Genomic DNA, 21,011 nt, shown 5'->3' with positions numbered 1-21,011 from the left:
TTAAGTGAATTGCTTCACTTGTTCTAAACTTCCCTATATGTTAAATGCTGTTTCAATTATCTCGAGCTGTTCGCGGGCATGCACTTTTGCATAACCTGTAGCAGTAGCAGCACTTGGATTACGGCTGATCACGCCATAATTCAGTTGCTTCATATTCATCTGCAGGTAAGAAGCGGCTCCCATGTTCAACGGCTCTTCCTGTACCCAGAACCAGGTAGCAGCTTTGTACTTCTGGTTCAGCGCTTCCAGTTGCACTGCAGGCAGCGGGTACAATTGCTCCAGACGTACGATTGCTACATCCTTACGGTTATCTTTGGCTTGCTTTTCGGCCAGCTCAAAGTAGATCTTACCGGTACACAGCAATACTTTCTTCACTTTTGATGCATCGTCTACATATTCATCGTCCAGTACTTCTTTAAATCCGCCTTCTGTAAATGCAGAGATCGGAGAGTAAGAACCTGCGTGCCTTAAGTTTGCTTTTGGTGAGAAGTTCACCAGTGGCTTACGGAACTCCCAAGTCAGCTGGCGGCGCAGGGCGTGGAAGAAGTTGGCAGCAGTAGTAATATTGGTAACGATGATGTTGTATTCAGCACATGATTGCAGGAAACGCTCAGGACGTGCATTGGAGTGGTCTGGTCCACCGCCTTCATAACCGTGTGGCAGTAACATGACCATACCATTCTGATTTGTCCATTTTTGCTCTGCACTGGTGATATACTGGTCGATCACGGTCTGTGCACCGTTGGCAAAGTCACCATATTGTGCTTCCCAGATCACCAGGGAATTTGGATTGGCCATTGCATAGCCATATTCAAAACCCAGTACAGCAAATTCACTCAGCAGGGAGTTATAGATACGGAATGCGCCTTGTTTTTCCTGTAATTCGCTCAGGCGGCTGTAGGTAGCGTTGGTATTTTCGTCGAACAGGATAGCGTGGCGGTGAGAGAAAGTACCTCTCTTCACGTCTTCGCCGCTCATGCGAACGTCTTTACCTTCACTCAGCAGCGAGGCGTAGGCCAGCAGTTCGCCGGTTGCCCAGTCTACCTTGCCTTCGTTTTCATACAGTTTGATCTTATCCTGCAGCAGTTTTTCCACTTTACGCAAAGGCACGAAGTCTTTTGGCCATGTCATAAGGCGGCCAATGAGCCTTCTTACTTCTTCTTCTTTTACTGCTGTTACCGGTGAATGATCGAAATCTTCCGGTCTGGATTTGCGGAGTGCCTGCCACCATTCTTCAGGTTTCTGGTAAGTGTAAGGCAGTGGATTCTGTCTTACCTCGTCCAGACGTTCCTGCAATTGTGCCCAGAAGCCTTTCTCCATTTCCTTTGCCAGGTCCTGTACTTCCGTTTCTCCGTTTTGCAGGAGGAACTGGGTGTACACTTCACGTGGGTTAGGGTGTTTATCGATCAGTGCATACAGGCTAGGCTGGGTGAACTTAGGCTCATCGCCTTCGTTATGGCCATGTCTGCGGTAGCACAACAAGTCAATGAATATATCGGAATTGAACTCCTGACGGTAGCGGGCAGCTATTTCTGCTACTTTTACTACGGCTTCTGCATCGTCGCCATTTACATGGAAAACGGGTGCCTGTACGGTGGAAGCGATAGAGGTACAATAGTCAGAAGAGCGGGCATCGTCGAAGTCGGTGGTGAAACCGATCTGGTTATTGATCACCAGGTGCATGGTACCACCGGTATAATATCCTTTCAGGTTGCTCATCTGGATGAGCTCATAAATTACGCCCTGACCAGCTACCGCAGCATCACCGTGGATGAGGATAGGCAGGATCTTGTCATAATCACTGTTATAAATTACATCGGCCTTACTGCGGGCGAAACCTGTTACCAGCGGGTCTACCACTTCCAGGTGGGAAGGGTTAGGCAGCAACTGCAGGTTTACTTTTTCACCACCGGTAGTATCAACGATGGAGTGGAAGCCCAGGTGGTACTTCACGTCACCGCTACCCATGGTCAGGTCAGGTACGGCATGACCTTCAAATTCATTGAAGATCTGCTCATATGTTTTGCCTAAGATATTTGCCAGTACGTTCAGACGTCCTCTGTGAGCCATACCAATCACTGCTTCCTGAACGCCTTCGCCGGCAGCGGTGTTAATGATAGCATCAAGTGCAGGAATGGTGTTTTCACCACCTTCGAGACCAAAACGCTTCTGACCTATATATTTTGTTTGGAGGAATTTTTCGAAGATAACGCCCTGGTTCAGCTTGTGGAGAATGCGTTTGCGCTGATCCAGTGTGAGGGTTCTCTGCAGGGTGGTTTCCATTTCGCGCTGCAGCCACTCTACTTTTTTTGCATCATTAACGTAAGCGTATTCCAGGCCTACTGCGGCAGTATAGACCTGTTTCAGCCGGCTGACAATATTTTCAAGGCTGGTTTTTCCTAATCCAAGTTCCTGCCCGATAAAGAATTCAGTCTTGAGGTCGGCTTCGGTGAGTCCGAAGAAAGAGATGTCTAAGTTGGCCTGCCGATCTTTACGTTCCCGGATTGGATTAGTTTTCGAGATAAGGTGACCTTTTTTGCGATACGCCTGTATCAGCCTGTAAACGTTCAGCTCTTTTGTTAACTGATCACTGCTAACCGATGCTCCCGCACCTGGCGCCTTACCATTTACATTGTTTACCGCGAAGTCAAACCCCTCAAAAAACTTGCCCCATTCCGGGTCAACAGCACCAGGGTCTTTTCGGTAATCCTGGTATAAAGATTCAATGTAGGCAGGATGTGAGTTGGTAACAAATGAGAAGTCCTTCATTTACAACGAGTTTTGCTAAAGCTTCGATTCAAATTGCTATTCTGTTGAATGCACCCATATATAATATATGGGTTTGCAAATATCGTTCTTCTTTTGTGGAAAAAAAATGGAAAAATGATATACGTAAGAAAGATTAACTATGCAGCGCCGGGGCCTACGGTGGAGAAGAGTTTTCAGGGACTTCAGACGGGCAGACGTGAATTAAAAATATTCACTTTCCTTTGAGTTATATTTTGTTTGTAAAAAAGTAATCCCTACCTTTGCAGTCCGAAACTTGAAATTAGAAAAATGGCAAACCATAAAGCAACGAAAAAAGACGTTCGTCAGAGCAAAGCAAGAAATGAGCGTAACCGTTACTACGGTAAAACTACCCGTAACGCGATCCGTGATCTGAAGAAATTGACTGAAAAGGCTGCTGCTGGCGAGAAACTGTCTGACGTGATCTCTATGATCGACAAGTTGGCTAAACGCAATGTTATTCACAAAAATAAAGCAGCCAACCTGAAGAGCAAACTTTCTAAGAAAGTGAATACACTGGCTTAAGCTCTTTCAGATAAAATATTTGTAAACAGCTCTTCCTGCAAACAGGAAGGGCTGTTTGTTTTGCATTCAAGTCAACCAAAGTCGTCCTTATGAGAATAATCCTTGCCCTGCTGGCTACTGTCTGGGCCTCCCCTCTCCTTGCCCAGGATCTTACTACCCGATACGAACGAACCCAGGGAAAAGAAACTGCCACTTACACTGAATGTATTGATTTCTATAAACAACTGGATAAGCGCTACCCACAGATCAGCATGCTCGAAATCGGGAATACGGATGCGGGCATTCCTCTTCACCTGGTGATCTATTCCGGCGATCATGACTTCAATTTTGCAAGGCTGCATCAAAAGAATAAACGGGTCATACTCATCAATAATGGCATTCATCCGGGGGAACCTGATGGTGTAGATGCCTGCATGATGCTGCTGAGAGACCTGGCACAGGGAAAAAAGAAGTTACCTGCCAATGTGGTATTGGCTGTCATCCCGCTTTATAACATTGGTGGCGCCCTGAACCGTAGTGCATACTTCCGGGTAGATCAGAATGGCCCCGATGCCTTCGGTTCGCGCGGCAATGCCCGTAACCTGGACCTGAACAGGGATTTTATCAAAACTGACTCCCGGAACAGCTTCACCTTCCAGACGATTTATCAAATGACAGATCCGGATGTGTTTATTGACAACCATGTCAGTAACGGGGCGGATTACCAGCACATCATGACACTGCTGAGCACTGAATATAATAAACTGGGCGGAAGCATGGGTGAGTTTCTGCACAATACCTTCGAACCGGGGCTATATACACTGATGAAGGAAAAGGGATATGACCTGGTGCCTTATGTAAATCACTTTGGGGAGACGCCGGAGAATGGCTGGATGACTTTTGCAGATGTGCCCCGTTTTTCAAGTGGCTATACAACCCTGTTTTCCACATTCGGGTTTGTACCGGAGACACATATGTTGAAACCTTACCCTCAAAGGGTGGCGGCGACTTATGCCCTGATGGAGTCATTTATCAGTTTTGTGAGCACACATAGTGAAGAGATAAAAACTTTGCGCGACAACACCAAAGCAGCTGTAAAAACGCAGCAGGCGTTTGCCCTGGAATGGAATGTGGATACTACCCGGTTTTCATATATCAATTTCAAAGGTTACGAGGCGGGGCATAAACCCAGCGGAGTTTCAGGTTTGCCGAGATTATATTACGATCGTACCAAGCCATTTGAGAAACAGGTGAAGTTCTACAACTATGTCACTGCCGGCAATTTTGTGCAAAAGCCTGCGGCGTATATCATACCACAGGGTTGGTGGAATGTGCTGAACATCTTAAAGAATAACAAAGTGGTGATGCATCCATTTGCTCATGACACTACTATTGCTGTGGAGGTATATCATATTGCGGATTACAAAACTGCCTTGCGACCTTTTGAGGGCCATTATCTGCACAATCATATAAAGGTGACCAGTTCACGGGACAGTATTCATTTCAGGAAAGGTGATTTCTATGTACCTATGAACCAGTCCGCCAATCGTTACCTGGTAGAAACACTGGAACCTGCGGGTGGAGATTCTTTCTTTGCGTGGAACTTCTTTGATGCGATACTGACACCGAAGGAGGGTTATTCTGCTTATGTATTTGAAGATACGGCGGCAGCATACCTGCAAAGACATGCTGAGGTGCGCGCAATGATGGAAGAAAAGAAAAGGACAGACAGCACATTTGCCAACAGTGCAGATGCGCAATTACATTTTGTATTTGATCATTCTATTTATGGAGAACCGGGTTATCTGAGGTATCCGGTATTCAGGGTTAGCAGCATGTAGACGTGTTGCTCTCCGAAGAAGTGATTGTAAATAAGAATATGCTTAAAAGGTCCGGTTGGTATTTTACACATGGGAAACCAACTGGCAGGTACCTGCCGGGCCTTTAATATCTGAGCGCCTAACCAGAGTGCAAATGCACCGGCGGTATCATATTCACCACACAGATGTTTGAAAGGTAATTCGTTTGGCAGCCCATCATAATAATGATCGAAATTGCTATCCCCGTTACGCCCGCTGATCACAAGATCGATATCTTCCAGGCGTAGGTTGTGCGCCGCCAGGAATGTATGTAAGTAAGACGTTTTGGGCTTGTACACCATCTTCAGTCCTGCCAGTTCTACATCGGTGGGAGTGTCGGACAATACAAAGAATGCAGCACCTTCGCCAGAGATGGTACCCGCGGTAGGATGTTCATACAATTTATCGCTGGCAATCTTTTCATGCTTCCAGCAACCGATACGGCTTTTGATATAAAAGTGTTCTGCTGTTATTTCTTCAAAGGCACCCACCAGTACATTCCTATTCCCTTCAGAGATTAATAACATACTATCCAGTAGTGCATTTTCGAATGAAAAGCCGCGATGTACAAAGGTGTTATTGTACTGTGTACATTTCTGCTGCAGCGCAATCAATCCGTTTACGGCATTGTAGGTAGACTGAATGAATGGGGTGGCATTCAAAGCAGTTTCTTTGTATTCTCTGATCTCTTTCAGAAAACGTTCGGTATCAGAAAGGCTGCCTTTTCCTGTACCTGTCACGATGGCGCCTGGAACAGTGATGCCTGCGTGCTGTATACATTGTAATGCAGTGGTCAATCCTACTTTCAATATACGCGTCATGCGGCGTATACTATTCGGCGGCATGTAAGCACGATAATCTGGTTCCACACAGGCAAATATATTCTCCTGCACTGTAACCAATGGCTGAGAGAACGGATCTTCAGCAAAAGAGTGTTGCGGCGAGATGGCCGACATGCCTTGTATGTAGTATTTATCCTTCATATTTGCTGATCAGCAGGGAAGCATTGTTGCCTCCGAAACCGAATGAATTGGAAATGACGTTGGATACGGGCACGCCTTCTTTCAGCTGCGTGGCCGGTGTAATATTTAGTTCCTCCATTTTTTCTGAGAAATGAAGGTTGGGAAAAATTGTTGCATGCTGAATAGCCAACACCGCGTAGATGGCCTCGATGCTGCCTGCCGCCGCCAAAGCGTGTCCTGTATAGGGTTTTGTACTACTAAACGGGGGGACTTTATCACCAAACAATCTTTGTAATGCGTGTCCTTCGGCGAGGTCATTGCTGAGTGTAGCGGTACCATGTACATTGACGTATTGTACATTTTCCGGTGCTACGCCACCTATGGCCAATGCCTGTTGCATTGCTGCAAATGCCCCATCTCCTTCCGGTGATGGAGCTGTAGGGTGAAAGGCTTCGTTGGTATTTGCATACCCTTTCAGTTCTGCCTTCACATGGGCGTTGCGTTCTTTGGCGAGTGATTCACTTTCAAGTACCAGGTAAGCAGCGCCTTCGCCCAGGTTCAGGCCATTGCGTGTCTGATCGAAAGGACGGCAATGCTGCTTATCAATATTTTTCAGTGAATTGAAACCATTCAGTGTAAAGCGTGTCAGGGCTTCTGTACCACCACAGATCACGCGACGAACGAGTCCTGCTTTGATGAGGCGTGCACCAAACATCAGTGCATTAGCAGAGGAAGAACATGCAGTGCTGATAGTAGCGATATACTCATTGATACCAACTGTATCTGCTATCCGCTGTGTACAATCAGCGCAATCCAGGGTATCGATATACTGTAAAAAATCTCCTTCTTTCTCAGGGTTGATCACATCGAAATAGACTTTCTCTGTATCACACATCCCACCTACGGTAGAGGCGTTGATGAAACCTGTCGGTTCATCAGTGGCATCGGCAATGCCCGCATCTGCCAGTGCTTCGCGCATAGCAATCAGGCCAAGCAGGGTAGTACGGGTATACCCGTCCTTACCTGCCACTCCTGCCATTTCCTGCAGGGTCACCGTTGAATGTTTGACCTCAGCGACCGGCAGTACGTCCTTGTAAATGGTATCTATGTGTTGAGAAAAACCAATGCCGGTCTGTTGCATGCGCAGGCTTTTTAAATTGCCTGCTACATCATCGCCAATGGCAGTTACCATTCCAAGGCCCGTTATCAGAACGCGTTCCGCCATATGCCTGCTTACGCCGGTTGTTTGGATTGAATGAATTCAGCCATAGACTGTACAGACTGCAGGATCTTTCTGCCTTCGCGGGGATCTTCCACTTTGATATGATAATGTCTTTCCAGCAATACCATTAATTCCAGTGAATCAATACTGTCCAAACCCAAACCATCTCCGAATAAAGGTGCATTATCATCAATATCTTCAGGACGAGTATCCTGCAGGTTCAGCGCCTCAATAATCTGTACTTTCAATTTCTGTTTTAAATCTTCCATAGTAGTCGTAGGTTTATACTCTCTGTTATATTTGGAAAGCTAAGCCTCTCAAGCAATTTTGTTGCCAAGTGGCCGTAAAAATACTGTTTTACATTTAATTTATTCCCATCAGCTGATCCTTCTCTGCTCCACACCTGCTGCTATACACAGCATGAGCACGGCGCAACCGATCAATTTTCCCACATGTAACCAGATGTGTTGTACACCGCGATTGCGCAGGTAGATATCATTGATGGCATCCAATCCCCAACTCAGTGGAGATAAATGCCCGATCAGCTGCATTTTTGCGGGCATGACTTCCAGTGGAATCCAGATACCACCTATTGCTGATAAGATGACAATAGAGATCGCTCCGAAGTTCAGTGCCTGGTTAGGTGTTTTAAAGACAGTGCCTACCAGAATACCATATGCAGTAGCGGTTAAACCTATGCTCACTGCAATGATAAAAGTAGCCAGGTGGCTATTGCCCATCATCAGTTTGGGTAACCCTAATAATGGAAGTAAATAAATACCTACCATCATCATGAGGTAAAACTGCACGACAGTGACTGCCATAAAGAACAGCATTTTGCCACCGAGGATATCCAGGAATGAGCCGGGTATAAGGCGCACGCGTACCAGGCTGCCTTCTTCCCGTTCACGGATCATATGGCCTCCGATTGGGATAGCGATAAAGAACATGGCGAAGATACTCCAGGCAGGTACATTGTGCTGCACAGAATTCGAGATCACATCCAGTTGTTGCGAAGGGCCGGTGAGTTGTTCTTTCAGGCCTACCGCCTTTAGCTGGATCACCATTGAATCCTGTTGTGCAATGTCTTTATTCTTCAGTTGTTGTTTGATCCTTTCCAGCAGCAGGTCTGTTTCTACCTGCGTAAGAAAGTTATCGATGGCCTGGTGAATGGCACTCTTAAAAGCTTTTTTGGAAGCCGGATCAAAATACACCAGTACATTGAGCGAATCTTTGCGCAGGCTCACCGGCAAGACAGCTGGTACACCCATTCTTTTGGACAGATCATTGACAATACGGTTTGCATTGCTTACAATAGCGCCGGTAGCACCTTGCGGTATGATGATGCAAATTTTATAATCGCCGGCATTCACTTTATCCAGCGCCTGTGCTTCCTGCACGGGTTTACCATCGAGTGTATCAATAATGTTGAACTGCCCGGTGTATTCCAGTCCTTCCCTGATATATTTTCCCAGGCGGCCATGATCGTTATCCACAGTCAGTACATCGAAGCGTAATTCCTGGTAGTCTCTGAAAGGCGCGTCTTCTATCAACGCCATGACGGTGATCAGCACGACAGGCATGGCAAAGAGCAGGCTTAAACCTGTTCTGTCGCGCAGTAGCAACAGCCATTCTTTCTTTATAGTAGCGAGTAGCCTTAACATTCGATTCTATTAATCTCTTACCGCATGTCCGGTATAATGCAAAAAAACATCTTCCAGGTGGTGACATTCCGCATGCTGTGCAATGAGGTTTGCAGGTGTACCTTGTACAATCAGTTTGCCTTCGTCGATGATGGCCACTTCCTGGCAAATGGTCTGCGCTTCATCGAGCAGGTGTGAGGTGTATACGATGCTGGCGCCCTGTGCATTGAAGTCGCGCAGGAACTGCAGGATCATGCTTCTTGACTGCACATCCACACCGGCTGTCGGTTCATCCAGTATCAGCAACTGTGGCTGATGCAGGATAGATGCGATGATATTCGCACGTCTTTTCATACCGCCGGAATAGCGGTGTACGGCTTTGTTACCGTTCTGTTCCAAACCGAAGAGCTGGAGATATTCGTCGATGCGGGTGCGCAGTGGTTTTCCTTTTAATCCATACAGGTTACCGAAGTATTCCAGGTTTTCAATAGCTGTCAGCTGGGGAAACAGTGCGATCTGTTGCGGGACAATACCCACCAGTTTTTTGATTTCTTCCCGGTTTGCAGCGATCTGGGGAAGGTCGAAGATCTTTACCAGACCGCTGTCGGCACTTACCAGTCCGCATATGATAGAGATGGTTGTCGTTTTACCGGCACCATTAGGTCCTAAGAGGCCGGTGATCATACCTTTTTCAAAGTTGAATGATAACCCTTTCAGTGATGGTTCCAACGCACCTTTGTAGGTTTTATGCAGATCCTGTACAAGTATGCTGGTCATAAATTCAATTAAAGTTTCAAGGCAGCCAGTTTCCTGAAAAACACATCTTCAGATGCCGCGCATTCCATCATCAGGTCACTAAGTTCGGCATATCCATTACCCGTGGTAGTTCTGCTTTTGCATACCCTACCCGCAGTAAAGGCGAAGTTTCTCCAGACGTCACCGATGGCAGTCAGTTCCTGTGCCATTCCCAGCAGGTCATCTCTTTTCAGTACACCGGCTGCTTCCTGCAGGAATGCGGCATACATAAAGCGGAAGCCTGCACCGCCGGTACCAATTTCCTCCTGCATACGAATGATGTTACCGAGGTAGAGTGTGGCTCTTCTATCGCCCACCTTCTCCGGGTAGTGGCGCAGTCGTTTTGCCAGGAAGCGGATACCTTTTACACCAAACCAGGGTAAAGGGATATTGAGCATATCGCTGCAGGTTTGTTTGATACCTGCTTTGATGGGAGCAGTGAAATCTACTTCCCGTGGTACGACTACCGGGTAGTACATTTTCCCTTTGGGTGCCGGGAAGCCTTTTGCAAAGCGGGCTTCTGCCAGGCTTTTCGGATCAATTTCCGTGACGTTTTCCATGATAGGATCGCTTACGAGATAGTTCCCGTTCTTCTTACCATAGATGACGAGGTTATGTGCATTGAAGTGAAAACGGTAGGATTCGGGAAAGTAGGGCAGGTAGTATACACTGCTCTGCAGGCCTACGGGCATGCCTTTTTCCAATACCTTGTCCAGTTCAGTCGTTGCTTTCTCCACGCTGGAAAAAGTATGTGATTCCATTTTCACCCCCAGTCGTTTGCATACCCTGCTAAAGATGGCGCCGGGTACTACGCGATAAGTAGTTCCGGGCACACCGTTTACCTTTACGAAAGGGAGGTGTCCGAAGAAGAGGCCGGCACCGATCCCCAGTGCCATTGGTTCACTGATATCGAGACCATAGAACCTGAAAATATTAGAAATCACCCCACACTCACAATGTGCAGTCTGCACGTGGTTGAACTGAATATCGCTCATAATGTTTGGTATATATTACTGACCAGCCTTTTTAAGTTCTTCCAGGCTGATTTTGAAAGCAGCAGCGTATTTTCTCAAGGTATCATCACTCAGTTTCCTGAATACATGCGGTTTCAGGTGACGTTTCACCTGCCATTGGAACTTGTTCACATAACTGGCTAGCAGGGGCAGATCCATGATGGTCTTTTCCATGTAGTACAAAATAGGGCTGACTTCACCGGCTTCCATACGCCTGCGTGCTGTTTCTATTTTGGTATTCACTTCTTCCCATGCCTGTTGCATGGCGATATTTTCGGGTTCCCAGCCTACGCTGTTCACCTTTACATAAGCGCCTGCATCGTCTGTTGCGTAAAAAAGCTGTTTGAATTTCCCTTCGTGCATGTTATCACCATCCTGGGGAACTTCTTCTTTTTTCATTTGACAGGTGTTTAATTATCGAAAAAAACGCTTCTGCCGCTGGCGGAAGCGTTTTTTCAATGGCTTTTATCAAGAATAAAAACTATACAACAGTCAGGTGTGCGTATGCATAAGAGAAACGCGCACTTTCGGGAACCATCATCACAATTGTCTGTCCTTTCTTCAGCATACCGGTATTCATCAGTTCTTCCAGCATGAAGTAAGGGGAAGCAGTCCCTACATTACCTACTTTTACCAGGTTGGTGAACCATTTCTCCTGTGGGATAGGTACGCCCAGGCGGGTGATTTCTTCATCTATTTTGAAGCGGAAGAATTCAGAAGACAGGTGAGGCAGGAAGAAATCCAACTTTTCCAGGTCTAAATTGTATTTTTCCACCAGTTCTTTCCACATCTGTGCACCTGAAGGTACGATGTTCTTACCGAGCAGACGGGTATCCTGTTTGAAGGAGAACACGCTATCCTGCGCCCATTCTTCGGGGGTCATATCGATCCAGCCTTTGGTGGTACCGTCTTCGTTCTTCACGGCGCCTGCATACATACAGGTTTCCAGTTCATTTGCGTAAGATGCGATTTCCACCCAGTCTACGCGCAGGGAGAGGCCATTTTCGTTCGGTTTGTTTTGGAACAGGGCAGCACTGGCACCATCGGAAAGCATCCAGCGGAGGAAGTCTTTTTCGAAGGCGATGATTGGATTATTTTCTATCAGTTTTACGCGGTCAGTTTCTGGTTCGAATTTTTCAGACAGCATCCAGCTGGAGAATTTTTCGGAACCTGTGCTTACAGCGTTTGCACTGTTACCACATTTAATAGACATCCAGGCATATTTGAAGGCCTGCATACCGGCAGCGCAGGCGCCAGTAGCAGCGATCAGTTCTACCGGCTGGCATTTCAGCAGGCCATGCACCATGGCAGCATGGTTAGGCAGCAGCTGGTCTGGCGAGGTAGTACCACAGGCTAATACCTGCATTTTATTGATCGGAAATTTATCATCAAAAAGGCCCTTTACCGCTTCGGCCGTCATTTCAGCATTAGAGTGGGTCGATTTACCATTCTTATCCAACGAATAGTAACGGGTCTTAATTTTATTATTCCCCAGGACTCTAAGTCTGGCACGGGATGGCTTACCATCAACCAGTCCTAGAATGCTTTCCATTTCGTCATTCCCAACAGGCTCATTCGGCAGAAATTTAGAGAGCCTTGTAATATAAACTTCGTTCATTTGAAATATGGTTCCTGTTTTTTGTTATAAGTTGATGACCTTCCGTTGGCAACGGCAGGAATTGAGTAGCACCTAGCTTAAAGTCATTGCTTTTTTTATTGTCCCTTTTTTCGTTCGCATCTCAATTACGTTTATCTCAAAGACAGATAAAAGCGCCGTAAATATAGAATTTAAAATGCTATGCTATTGATTATCCCTTTGACAAAAGCGTTCTCTTCTTCTCAAACACAATAACAATGCCTTTTATTCTGATTATCTGATATTTAGATGTAAATTTTTATTAATTGAGGTGAATACCTTTATAATATTCGACTCTTTCGGCCAGTTCTTTTTTCCTGAATGTCAGCTTGAAAAAAGACGATATTTTGGCTATAGGCGACAAAACGAAAATTCCTATTAATAACAATCCTCTGTACATGCTTACTCTACCCTGGCGTTCAGGGGCGCCGGGGCCACCTTTTGCGCTGATGAACTTAGACCAGTAGCGGAAGGCCCTGATTCCCCTGTCTTCCAGGAGGATAAGAGCGGGTAATAGTTCCACTGCCTTCAGGTTAATCAGTTCTGGCTGGAGTGCATCCCAGGAGCGGGTAGTCAATACTTTACGAATTGGGTTGGCGAATCTTGCAGATTCTACGATGTCTACTTCCTGTACGCCGGCTGGAGGCAGGATGGCTGTTGCTTCCTTTTTGCCTTTGAACTGCCAGCGTAGTACGGTGATCAGGGCCACCAGGTTAGGTGATTTGTCTACCAATACTATATTACCTACCAGGTGCGCACCGGCAGCCTGTAAATATCCTTTTACGGTTTCCTGCGCACTGAGCCACATGTTGCGGCAACCCATGAGGGTAATTACCGGTTTGCCGTTCAGCAGGCGTTTGCCCTGCTCACTTTGCAGGAATGCGGCTGTAGGTTGTGATGGAGAAAGGAACCAGGGTTGATAAGCCAGGATTACCAGGTCGAAATGCGCATTGGGATCCACATTCAGTGCCTGTATTGCTCTGGGCCTGCCTAAAACTGTTTCCGGCATTGTATCGTAGAAAGTTTGCTTCTTCCATGGAAATACAAATGGCTGCACAGGTTTCAATTCTTCGTATACTATATCTGCCATATCCTGCAATGGGCCAATTACAGTATCTACTATCCGCTTTAGTTGTCCTGTCTGTGTATAATATATAACCAGGATCTTAGGTCTTTCGTTCATATTCAGGAATAGGAGTTAGAACAATTGAAATCGTAAACTTACGAAAAACAACCGTAGAGTAAAGATATATTTTTATTATATGATACGAAAGCAGTAGAAGAGAGGGCACTTGTGCCTCAGCCAGGTACTGCCATAACCTCTGCATTTGTTTACAGCAGTACCGTGGCCAAAGGACTTAATGAGTTGTTATACAGGTGCAAATATGAGGTAAGTACTATAAAGAAAGTGTTAAAAACTATCTAAATTTTTAACTCCCCGCATGCAGACGTTCTCCAGTTGTACCAGCATACTCCCGTCGGCAGCGGCTTTTGGGGGCTCTACTGTTGTCTGGACGTCAGTCACCTGGAAACCAATATTTTGTAAAATTTTCCGGACCGTCTCCGGGTCGTACAAAGTAAAGTTGTGGTCTACGAATGCCAGTTTTTCCATGGTACGTTTGGTGCGAAAGGCCAGTACTACTTCGCCGCCGGGCTGCAGTACCCGGTATATTTCCTGTAGGGTGGCCGCTGGTGGTTGCCAGAAGTACAATACGTTTACAGCAAAGACTTTGGAGAAACGACCGGCTTCAAAAGGGATGGCATCGGCCGTGCCTTCGAGGATCTGTGCCCTGCCGGCACGGATGACATCTCTGTTTGAAGCTATGGCTTCCTGTACCATTACGTCGGAGAGATCCAGACCTGTATACTGTATGTTGTTTTCTTTTTCGAATAAAGCGGGAATAAAGTGGCCGTTGCCCATGCCGAGTTCCAGCACCTGATCACCTGCTTTCAGTTGCAGGAAACCGAGTGTCATTTCATATATAAGGCGGTTGGACTTGTTCATTTGAATGCCCATTGTCACACCATCTTCGCCTGAGGGGTGGCGTAATTGCTTTGCGGCTTCGGCAGCGGTCATCTTACGTTGCTCCATCAATCTCTTTTGTGTACGGAACCTGAACCTGAAGTACTGGAATTTACCTGTGGATTACCGTGGTAGTCTACGCTGCCAGATCCTGCAACATGCACATCGAGTTTTACGCTGGCATGTACTTTTGCGTCGCCGCTTCCACCTACGTGTACATCTGTATTTTCAGCCTTGAGGTCGTAGCCATCGAAGGAGCCACTGCCGGCGATATCTACAGCCAGGTCTCTGGTAGTTCCTTTCATTTTCACATCGCCGGATCCTGTTACGGCCACGCTTACCTGAGGGCTGTTGACACGACCAATGATATCACCGCTACCGGTAACAGATACTTTAATATGGTTATCCTGTTCCCATTCATTCATGAGGCGAATGGTACCGGAACCGGCCAGACTCAGTTCTTCTACATCAGGAGCGGTCACTTTTACAAGGATCTTCTTGTGGGTTCTGATAGAGGTATTGTCTTTTGTACCTACGATGAGCTGACCATCTTTCACTACGGTGGTGATGAGGGGCAGGATATTATCTTCTGCTTCAATCACGACATCTTCGGCGGGTCCGTCTGTATACTCGATATCCATGGATCCCCTTAAGGATACGGCGTAGAAATCTCCTACTTTGCGGGTTTCAGAACTGCTAACACCACTACCATTCACCCCGTGTTCGTCACAACCGGTGTGAAAGAGTGCTAACAATACAAGGATGGCGTAGCCGGAAATTTGTTTCATAAGGTAATTGTTTAAAATGGCGGAATTATCGATTGGGTTCCGAACGAAAATACAAAATACCATAATAACTTGGGATTTGCTCCAAGCCCTTTATCTTTGCACCACCATGACAGAAAAGATTCTTATCCTCGACTTCGGTTCCCAGTATACGCAACTGATCGCGCGCAGCATCAGGGAGCTGAATATTTATTGTGAAATCAAACCTTGTCTGCAACCAGTACAATGGGATGATACAGTTAAAGGCATTATTCTTTCAGGAAGCCCGTTCTCAGTGAACGAGCCGAATGCTCCATCCGTAGATATTGCTGCCATGGCGGCTAAGGTTCCAGTGCTCGGCGTATGCTATGGCGCACAGCTGATGGCCAAAAACTTCGGTGGTGAGGTAGCGAAAAGTAACATCCGGGAATATGGCCGTGCTTTTATGGTACACGATAATAAAGAAGAAAAGGCGCTCTTCGATATCTCTCCCCGTAGCCAGGTATGGATGAGCCACTCTGATACTATCGTACGTATGCCTGAAGGCTTTGAAATCATTGCCCAGACAGACAGTATTCCGGTAGCAGCTTTCAAATGTGATACCAGAACACCGTTCCCGTTGGTTGGGTTCCAGTTCCACCCCGAAGTTACCCATTCCCTGGAGGGTAAGACCATGCTCCGCAACTTCCTGGTACACATCTGTGGCTGTAAACAGGATTGGACGCCTGCAGCCTTTGTACAGGAAACTGTAGAAAAAATTAAGGCACAGGTAGGAGATAAAAAAGTGGTAATGGCGCTGAGTGGTGGTGTAGACTCCACAGTAGCTGCGGAGCTGATTCATAAAGCGATCGGCAGCAACCTCTACTGCATATTTGTTGATAACGGCCTGCTCCGCAAAGATGAGTTTGAGACTGTATTGGACTCTTATAAACATATGGGCCTGAACGTGAAAGGGGTGAATGCAAAAGACCTCTTCTACGGTGAACTGGCGGGTGTAAGCGATCCTGAAAAGAAACGTAAGATCATTGGTCGTCTCTTTATAGAAGTATTCCAGCAGGAAGCCAACCTGTTACAGAACATCTCTTTCCTCGGCCAGGGTACTATTTATCCTGATGTGATTGAGTCTGTATCAGTAAATGGTCCTTCTGTCACCATCAAATCGCACCATAACGTAGGTGGTTTGCCTGAGAAGATGAATATGGGTCTGGTAGAACCACTCCGTTTCCTCTTCAAAGACGAGGTAAGACGTGTAGGACGTGAAATTGGTATCAGTGATATCTTCCTGGGTCGTCATCCTTTCCCTGGTCCGGGTCTTGCTATCCGTATCCTGGGTGAGATCACCGCCGATAAGGTAGCCATGCTGCAGGAAGCAGACGCCATTTATATAGAGGGGCTGCGTGAACATGGACTCTACGACAAAGTATGGCAGGCAGGTACGATCCTCCTTCCGGTACAGAGCGTAGGTGTAATGGGTGATGAAAGAACGTATGAATTTACAGTTGCCCTGAGGGCGGTGACTTCTGTGGATGGTATGACTGCGGATTGGGCACATCTTCCTTACGAATTCCTGGCTCAGATGTCTAACGACATTATTAATAAGGTAAAAGGTATTAACCGCGTGGTCTACGACATTAGTTCCAAGCCGCCGGCTACCATCGAATGGGAATAGTTCCAGACAGGCTGTAAGTGTAATATTATTTTAACTTACAGCCTGTTCCTTTTTAAGGGGGCTGACCAACATCATTTGCGGCAGGAACCATATCTCCTTCTGCATTTGCATGATTTTTGTATTTTAACGATCGCTATGAGTAAATCCATTTCATGCAGGACATTGATTACTGCATCCGTCGTGGTTGTATTACTGTCTGCTTGTTCTTCTTCCAGGAAGACCACTACGACAGCCACACCACCGCCAACAACTGCGAAACCTGTAAAAGACGAAAAACCTAAAGAGGCTACAAAAACTTCCAAGGTCATTCCGTTTAATGTACCTGCGTTTGCCCGGGAGATAAAAAAGGACACCTATAATATAGCGTTGTATGCCCCACTTTACCTGGATTCCGTGAGTGCAGACATGCCTACCCGTTCCCTGCCCCGCTACATTCTGCCTGGTCTGGACTTTTACGAAGGTGCACAACTGGCTATGGACAGTCTGCAGCAGCAAGGTGTGAAGCTGAATGTAACGGTGTATGACAGTAAGAATAAGCAAAACCTTTCAGGTGCAAACCTGACCAATACAGACCTGATCATCGCGGCTGTAGGTACGCCGGAGATCAAGGAACTGAGTGATATAGCCAAAAAGAAACAGATTAACCTGGTATCGGCTACCTATCCAAATGATGCTGGTGTGAACGAAAACCCGTTCTTCCTCATTACCAACAGTTTGCTGAAAACACATAGCGAAGCCTTACAGCGCTATCTGCAGGATGGCTTTGCCACTAAGAATATCCTCGTTATTCACCGCGATACACCTTTCGAAAAGCGCATAGCTGCAGACATCAGGTCTGAGTATGAGAAGATGCAGAGTACGAAGAAGAGTAAGCCACGAGAAGTGGTTTGGGACGACAACATGTCCGACCTGGCCGTGTCTCAGTACCTGCTGGCCGACCGACCCAACCTGGTGATCGTCACTTCGCTGGAAGAAGCGAATGCCAAAGCGATTATCCGCAGACTGAGCACGCAGATGGCGACTTACCCTATCCAGGTATTTGGTATGCCTACATGGGATATCATGAAATTTAAAGAACCTGAATTCAAGGGTATGCCGATCTTTTATACTACCCCCTATTTCAATGATAAGACGGATGCTTATAGCCGTTATATTACTGACTACTGGAAACGTGTATATAAGTCCCGCCCGTCAGACATGGCGTTCAAAGGTTTTGAGCTAACCTGGTACTTTGTGAAACAACTTAGTACGAATGGGGTGTACTTCAATAAGGACATCAATGATCCAAACAAGAAAGTGTTCAGCAGCTTCAATTACCAGCCGATCTATCTGAAGGAGGGTGATAAGGAACCTGATTATTTTGAAAACAAGAACATTTATATCATACAGAAAGGAGATTCGAGTGATATAAAAATGAACTTCCAATAAGCTCTTAAAAGCCTTGCCTGCGTGCAAGGCTTTTTTTATGTGCATGATAATTGTACATTCCATTTCATGCAGTTACTTCAATTCACAGATAAGGGTATTTATTGCCCTGAAGGAGACTTCTATATAGACCCCTGGCAGCCTGTACAAAAGGCGGTTATTACACATGCACATTCTGACCACGCCCGTGGCGGCAGTCAATCTTACCTTTGTCATCATGATAGTGTTCCCATTCTGAAACTCCGGTTAGGACCAGAGATCAGTGTGCAGGGAGTGGGGTATGGAGAGCCAGTGCTGATAAATGGTGTAAAGATATCCCTGCACCCGGCGGGGCACGTAATCGGCTCTGCACAGATCAGGGTTGAGTATGGTGGAACTGTTTGGGTAGCGAGCGGGGATTACAAAACTGAAAATGATGGTATTTCGACGGCGTTTGAACCGGTACCTTGTCACACCTTTATTACTGAGTGTACTTTCGGTTTGCCTATTTATAACTGGCAACCCCAGCAAGTGGTATTCGATAGTATCCGGCAATGGGTACATGACAATCAGCAGGCAGGGAAAACCAGTGTACTGCTGGGTTATAGCCTGGGTAAGGCGCAACGGTTGTTATATCACCTGAGGGATATCAGTCCGGAGATCTGGGCACATGGTGCTATTTATATCACTAATCAGATGCTGCGTGAAAATGGCTGGGATCTGCCGGAACTGCATCGAATTACGCCGGATACGCCGCATAGTGTATTTAAAAATAACCTGGTGATAGGCCCTCCTTCTGCTGCAGATACGACATGGATGCGGCGTTTTAATCCTTATTCGTTAGGTGTGTGCAGTGGCTGGATGCAGGTTCGGGGAAACATGCGAAGAAGGAATGCAGATGCGGGTTTTATACTTTCAGACCATGCTGACTGGAATGGATTGTTATCGGCGGTAAAGGCTACCGGTGCTGAGAAAGTGTATACAACACATGGTTTCAGCAGTGCATTTGCGCGCTACCTGCAGGACAATGGAATTCCGGCAGAAGAGGTAAAAACTGAATATGGTGTTACAGAAGAAGAAGAAACGAATCCATCATGAAAGCATTTGCAGACCTTATCAAATTGCTGAGCAACAGCACGAAGACGAATGAAAAACTGGATGCGCTGAGTAATTATTTTGCCAGTGCAGATCCGAAGGATAGTATATGGGTGCTGGCATTGTTCACAGGCCGGCGGCCTAAGAGAACGGTGAACGCCACACAGCTGGGAACCTGGTGCCTGCAGATGACTCATTTACCGCCGTGGTTGTTTGAAGAGTGTTATCATACAGTGGGTGACCTGGCGGAGACCATTGCACTGTTATTACCACCTGGAAAGAGTACTGCTGCGCATCCGTTGCATTACTGGCTGGAACAGCTTATCTCGCTGGAAAAGGCGACTGAGGAGCAGAAGCAACAATTTATCCTGGGGGCGTGGGATGAATTGGATACCAGTGAACGATTTGTATTCAATAAGCTCATTACCGGAAGTTTCAGGATTGGGGTATCGCAGAAAATGATGGTCAATGCATTGGCCAATACACATGATATACCTGCCCCTACCCTCTCGCACATGATTAGTGGGAACTGGGATCCCAGGCAGACAACACTTGAGGCGTTACTGAATGAAGACGTCACGGGTGCTGATGCATCAAAGCCGTTTCCTTTTTACCTCGCGTATGCCCTGGAGACGGAGCCTGATGCACTGGGTTCTCCTGAAGAATGGCAGGCAGAGTGGAAATGGGATGGGATCCGGGGACAGATCATAAAAAGGCAGGGACAATTGTTTGTGTGGTCGAGGGGGGAGGAACTGATCACGGAGAAGTTTCCGGAGTACGAGCCATTGCTGGAACATTTGCCAGAGGGAACAGTGATTGACGGGGAGATATTGACTTATGCCAATGATTTTCCACTGCCTTTTCAGACTTTGCAAACGAGGATCGGGCGGAAGAATGTGACGAAGAAACAATTGCAGGAGGCGCCTGTGGTATTTCTGAGTTATGACCTGCTGGAGTGGGAAGGGAAGGATATTCGAACATCTCCTTTGTCAGAAAGGCGGGCGTTATTAGAGCAGGTAGTGGAACAGGTGAATCATCCTGCGTTGCGGTTGTCGCCGGTGATTACGTTTCATAACTGGGTCGCATTGATCGAATTCAGGATGCAGGCGCGGGAAATGGGGAGTGAGGGGTTGATGTTGAAGAGAAAAGATTCCCCCTACCAGGTAGGTAGAAAACGAGGTGACTGGTGGAAGTGGAAGATAGACCCGCTGACCATAGATGCAGTCATGATCTATGCCCAGAAGGGACATGGACGGCGCTCTAACCTGTACACGGATTACACATTTGCGGTGAGGGACGGGGATAAACTGGTCTCTTTTACGAAAGCATATTCGGGGTTGACAGATAAGGAGATCAATGAGGTGGATAACTGGGTGAAAAGGAACTCTATAGAGAAGTTTGGGCCTGTTCGTACAGTAAAGCCGGAACTGGTATTTGAGATTGCTTTTGAGGGCATTGCAGCCTCGAACAGGCATAAATCGGGGGTAGCTCTGCGGTTCCCCAGAATCAACCGCTGGCGGAAGGATAAGCCACCGGAAGAGATCAATACCCTGGAGGATCTGCAATTATTATTAAAAATGCACCAGCAATAACGGGAGAAAATTAGTATATTGTACTTATTTTCGCAGGCTAATT

17 protein-coding genes and 1 pseudogene are annotated in these 21,011 nt (G+C 46.6%); 6 read left to right on the top strand and 12 right to left on the bottom strand.

Annotated elements, in window-relative coordinates:
• Positions 1-33 precede the first annotated feature (33 nt).
• Entirely contained in the window at positions 34-2,769 is a 2,736-nt protein-coding gene (locus tag ABDW33_RS03020) for a 2-oxoglutarate dehydrogenase E1 component (RefSeq protein WP_343688587.1), read from the bottom strand.
• Positions 2,770-3,057: 288 nt separating this feature from the next.
• Between ABDW33_RS03020 and rpsT the strand changes: the two genes are divergently transcribed.
• Positions 3,058-3,312 (top strand): 30S ribosomal protein S20, encoded by a 255-nt coding sequence (gene rpsT, locus ABDW33_RS03015; protein WP_343688586.1) that lies wholly within the window; start codon positions 3,058-3,060, stop codon positions 3,310-3,312.
• An 89-nt stretch (positions 3,313-3,401) separates the two neighbouring features.
• Entirely contained in the window at positions 3,402-5,132 is a 1,731-nt protein-coding gene (locus ABDW33_RS03010) for a M14 family zinc carboxypeptidase (RefSeq protein ID WP_343688585.1), read from the top strand.
• Here the strand turns inward: ABDW33_RS03010 and ABDW33_RS03005 are convergent.
• The 11 genes and pseudogenes from ABDW33_RS03005 to ABDW33_RS02955 all read right to left on the bottom strand — a co-directional run bounded on the left by ABDW33_RS03005 (position 5,093) and on the right by ABDW33_RS02955 (position 15,232).
• The gene (locus ABDW33_RS03005) at positions 5,093-6,133 is read right to left on the bottom strand and encodes a beta-ketoacyl synthase chain length factor (RefSeq protein WP_343688584.1); all 1,041 of its coding nucleotides are present in this window, start codon (positions 6,131-6,133) and stop codon (positions 5,093-5,095) included. The genes ABDW33_RS03010 and ABDW33_RS03005 overlap by 40 nt on opposite strands.
• Positions 6,123-7,337 carry a beta-ketoacyl-[acyl-carrier-protein] synthase family protein gene (locus ABDW33_RS03000; RefSeq protein WP_343688583.1) on the bottom strand — a complete coding sequence of 405 codons (1,215 nt, stop codon included), beginning with the start codon at positions 7,335-7,337 and terminating at the stop codon, positions 6,123-6,125. The genes ABDW33_RS03005 and ABDW33_RS03000 overlap by 11 nt, the downstream gene beginning before the upstream one ends.
• An 8-nt stretch (positions 7,338-7,345) precedes the next feature.
• Positions 7,346-7,606: pseudogene (locus ABDW33_RS02995) on the bottom strand (phosphopantetheine-binding protein); the annotation flags it as partial.
• Between the two features lie 105 nt (positions 7,607-7,711).
• Positions 7,712-8,998, bottom strand: a complete 1,287-nt coding sequence (locus tag ABDW33_RS02990) for an ABC transporter permease (protein WP_343688582.1) — start codon at positions 8,996-8,998, stop codon at positions 7,712-7,714.
• Positions 8,999-9,007: 9 nt separating this feature from the next.
• Positions 9,008-9,754: an ABC transporter ATP-binding protein gene (locus ABDW33_RS02985; RefSeq protein WP_343688581.1), complete on the bottom strand. Its 747-nt coding sequence runs from the start codon at positions 9,752-9,754 to the stop codon at positions 9,008-9,010.
• Between the two features lie 8 nt (positions 9,755-9,762).
• Positions 9,763-10,767, bottom strand: a complete 1,005-nt coding sequence (locus ABDW33_RS02980) for a BtrH N-terminal domain-containing protein (protein WP_343688580.1) — start codon at positions 10,765-10,767, stop codon at positions 9,763-9,765.
• A gap of 15 nt (positions 10,768-10,782) precedes the next feature.
• On the bottom strand, positions 10,783-11,184 hold the full coding sequence (locus ABDW33_RS02975) for a hypothetical protein (protein ID WP_343688579.1): 402 nt from the start codon (positions 11,182-11,184) through the stop codon (positions 10,783-10,785).
• Positions 11,185-11,266: 82 nt separating this feature from the next.
• Positions 11,267-12,403 carry a beta-ketoacyl-ACP synthase III gene (locus ABDW33_RS02970; RefSeq protein ID WP_343688578.1) on the bottom strand — a complete coding sequence of 379 codons (1,137 nt, stop codon included), beginning with the start codon at positions 12,401-12,403 and terminating at the stop codon, positions 11,267-11,269.
• A gap of 280 nt (positions 12,404-12,683) precedes the next feature.
• Positions 12,684-13,604 carry a hypothetical protein gene (locus ABDW33_RS02965; protein ID WP_343688577.1) on the bottom strand — a complete coding sequence of 307 codons (921 nt, stop codon included), beginning with the start codon at positions 13,602-13,604 and terminating at the stop codon, positions 12,684-12,686.
• A 228-nt stretch (positions 13,605-13,832) separates the two neighbouring features.
• On the bottom strand, positions 13,833-14,513 hold the full coding sequence (locus ABDW33_RS02960; protein WP_343688576.1) for a class I SAM-dependent methyltransferase: 681 nt from the start codon (positions 14,511-14,513) through the stop codon (positions 13,833-13,835).
• Positions 14,513-15,232, bottom strand: coding sequence for a head GIN domain-containing protein (locus ABDW33_RS02955; RefSeq protein ID WP_343688575.1), 720 nt, complete (start codon positions 15,230-15,232; stop codon positions 14,513-14,515). Before ABDW33_RS02955 ends, ABDW33_RS02960 begins: the two co-directional genes overlap by 1 nt.
• A gap of 106 nt (positions 15,233-15,338) precedes the next feature.
• Between ABDW33_RS02955 and guaA the strand changes: the two genes are divergently transcribed.
• The 4 genes from guaA (at position 15,339) to ABDW33_RS02935 (ending at position 20,968) form a co-directional block, all read left to right on the top strand.
• Positions 15,339-16,877: a glutamine-hydrolyzing GMP synthase gene (guaA, locus tag ABDW33_RS02950; protein WP_343688574.1), complete on the top strand. Its 1,539-nt coding sequence runs from the start codon at positions 15,339-15,341 to the stop codon at positions 16,875-16,877.
• 135 nt (positions 16,878-17,012) lie between these two features.
• Complete coding sequence (locus tag ABDW33_RS02945) at positions 17,013-18,305, top strand: ABC transporter substrate-binding protein (RefSeq protein ID WP_343688573.1); 1,293 nt, start codon at positions 17,013-17,015, stop codon at positions 18,303-18,305.
• A gap of 66 nt (positions 18,306-18,371) precedes the next feature.
• Entirely contained in the window at positions 18,372-19,379 is a 1,008-nt protein-coding gene (locus ABDW33_RS02940) for a ligase-associated DNA damage response exonuclease (RefSeq protein WP_343688572.1), read from the top strand.
• Positions 19,376-20,968: an ATP-dependent DNA ligase gene (locus ABDW33_RS02935; protein WP_343688571.1), complete on the top strand. Its 1,593-nt coding sequence runs from the start codon at positions 19,376-19,378 to the stop codon at positions 20,966-20,968. The genes ABDW33_RS02940 and ABDW33_RS02935 overlap by 4 nt, the downstream gene beginning before the upstream one ends.
• Positions 20,969-21,011 lie beyond the last annotated feature (43 nt).

The organism is Chitinophaga sp. (assembly GCF_039596155.1).
Taxonomy (GTDB): domain Bacteria; phylum Bacteroidota; class Bacteroidia; order Chitinophagales; family Chitinophagaceae; genus Chitinophaga.
Note: the sequence above shows the minus strand (reverse complement) of the source record. Positions and strands in the feature narration are given on the sequence as shown.

Bases quoted from the DNA above. Each gene is read 5' to 3' on its own strand.
- ABDW33_RS03020 (WP_343688587.1), bottom strand. From the start codon at position 2,769: ATGAAGGACTTCTCATTTGTTACCAACTCACATCCTGCCTACATTGAA.
- rpsT (WP_343688586.1), top strand. From the start codon at position 3,058: ATGGCAAACCATAAAGCAACGAAAAAAGACGTTCGTCAGAGCAAAGCA.
- ABDW33_RS03010 (WP_343688585.1), top strand. From the start codon at position 3,402: ATGAGAATAATCCTTGCCCTGCTGGCTACTGTCTGGGCCTCCCCTCTC.
- ABDW33_RS03005 (WP_343688584.1), bottom strand. From the start codon at position 6,133: ATGAAGGATAAATACTACATACAAGGCATGTCGGCCATCTCGCCGCAA.
- ABDW33_RS03000 (WP_343688583.1), bottom strand. From the start codon at position 7,337: ATGGCGGAACGCGTTCTGATAACGGGCCTTGGAATGGTAACTGCCATT.
- ABDW33_RS02990 (WP_343688582.1), bottom strand. From the start codon at position 8,998: ATGTTAAGGCTACTCGCTACTATAAAGAAAGAATGGCTGTTGCTACTG.
- ABDW33_RS02985 (WP_343688581.1), bottom strand. From the start codon at position 9,754: ATGACCAGCATACTTGTACAGGATCTGCATAAAACCTACAAAGGTGCG.
- ABDW33_RS02980 (WP_343688580.1), bottom strand. From the start codon at position 10,767: ATGAGCGATATTCAGTTCAACCACGTGCAGACTGCACATTGTGAGTGT.
- ABDW33_RS02975 (WP_343688579.1), bottom strand. From the start codon at position 11,184: ATGAAAAAAGAAGAAGTTCCCCAGGATGGTGATAACATGCACGAAGGG.
- ABDW33_RS02970 (WP_343688578.1), bottom strand. From the start codon at position 12,403: ATGAACGAAGTTTATATTACAAGGCTCTCTAAATTTCTGCCGAATGAG.
- ABDW33_RS02965 (WP_343688577.1), bottom strand. From the start codon at position 13,604: ATGAACGAAAGACCTAAGATCCTGGTTATATATTATACACAGACAGGA.
- ABDW33_RS02960 (WP_343688576.1), bottom strand. From the start codon at position 14,513: ATGGAGCAACGTAAGATGACCGCTGCCGAAGCCGCAAAGCAATTACGC.
- ABDW33_RS02955 (WP_343688575.1), bottom strand. From the start codon at position 15,232: ATGAAACAAATTTCCGGCTACGCCATCCTTGTATTGTTAGCACTCTTT.
- guaA (WP_343688574.1), top strand. From the start codon at position 15,339: ATGACAGAAAAGATTCTTATCCTCGACTTCGGTTCCCAGTATACGCAA.
- ABDW33_RS02945 (WP_343688573.1), top strand. From the start codon at position 17,013: ATGAGTAAATCCATTTCATGCAGGACATTGATTACTGCATCCGTCGTG.
- ABDW33_RS02940 (WP_343688572.1), top strand. From the start codon at position 18,372: ATGCAGTTACTTCAATTCACAGATAAGGGTATTTATTGCCCTGAAGGA.
- ABDW33_RS02935 (WP_343688571.1), top strand. From the start codon at position 19,376: ATGAAAGCATTTGCAGACCTTATCAAATTGCTGAGCAACAGCACGAAG.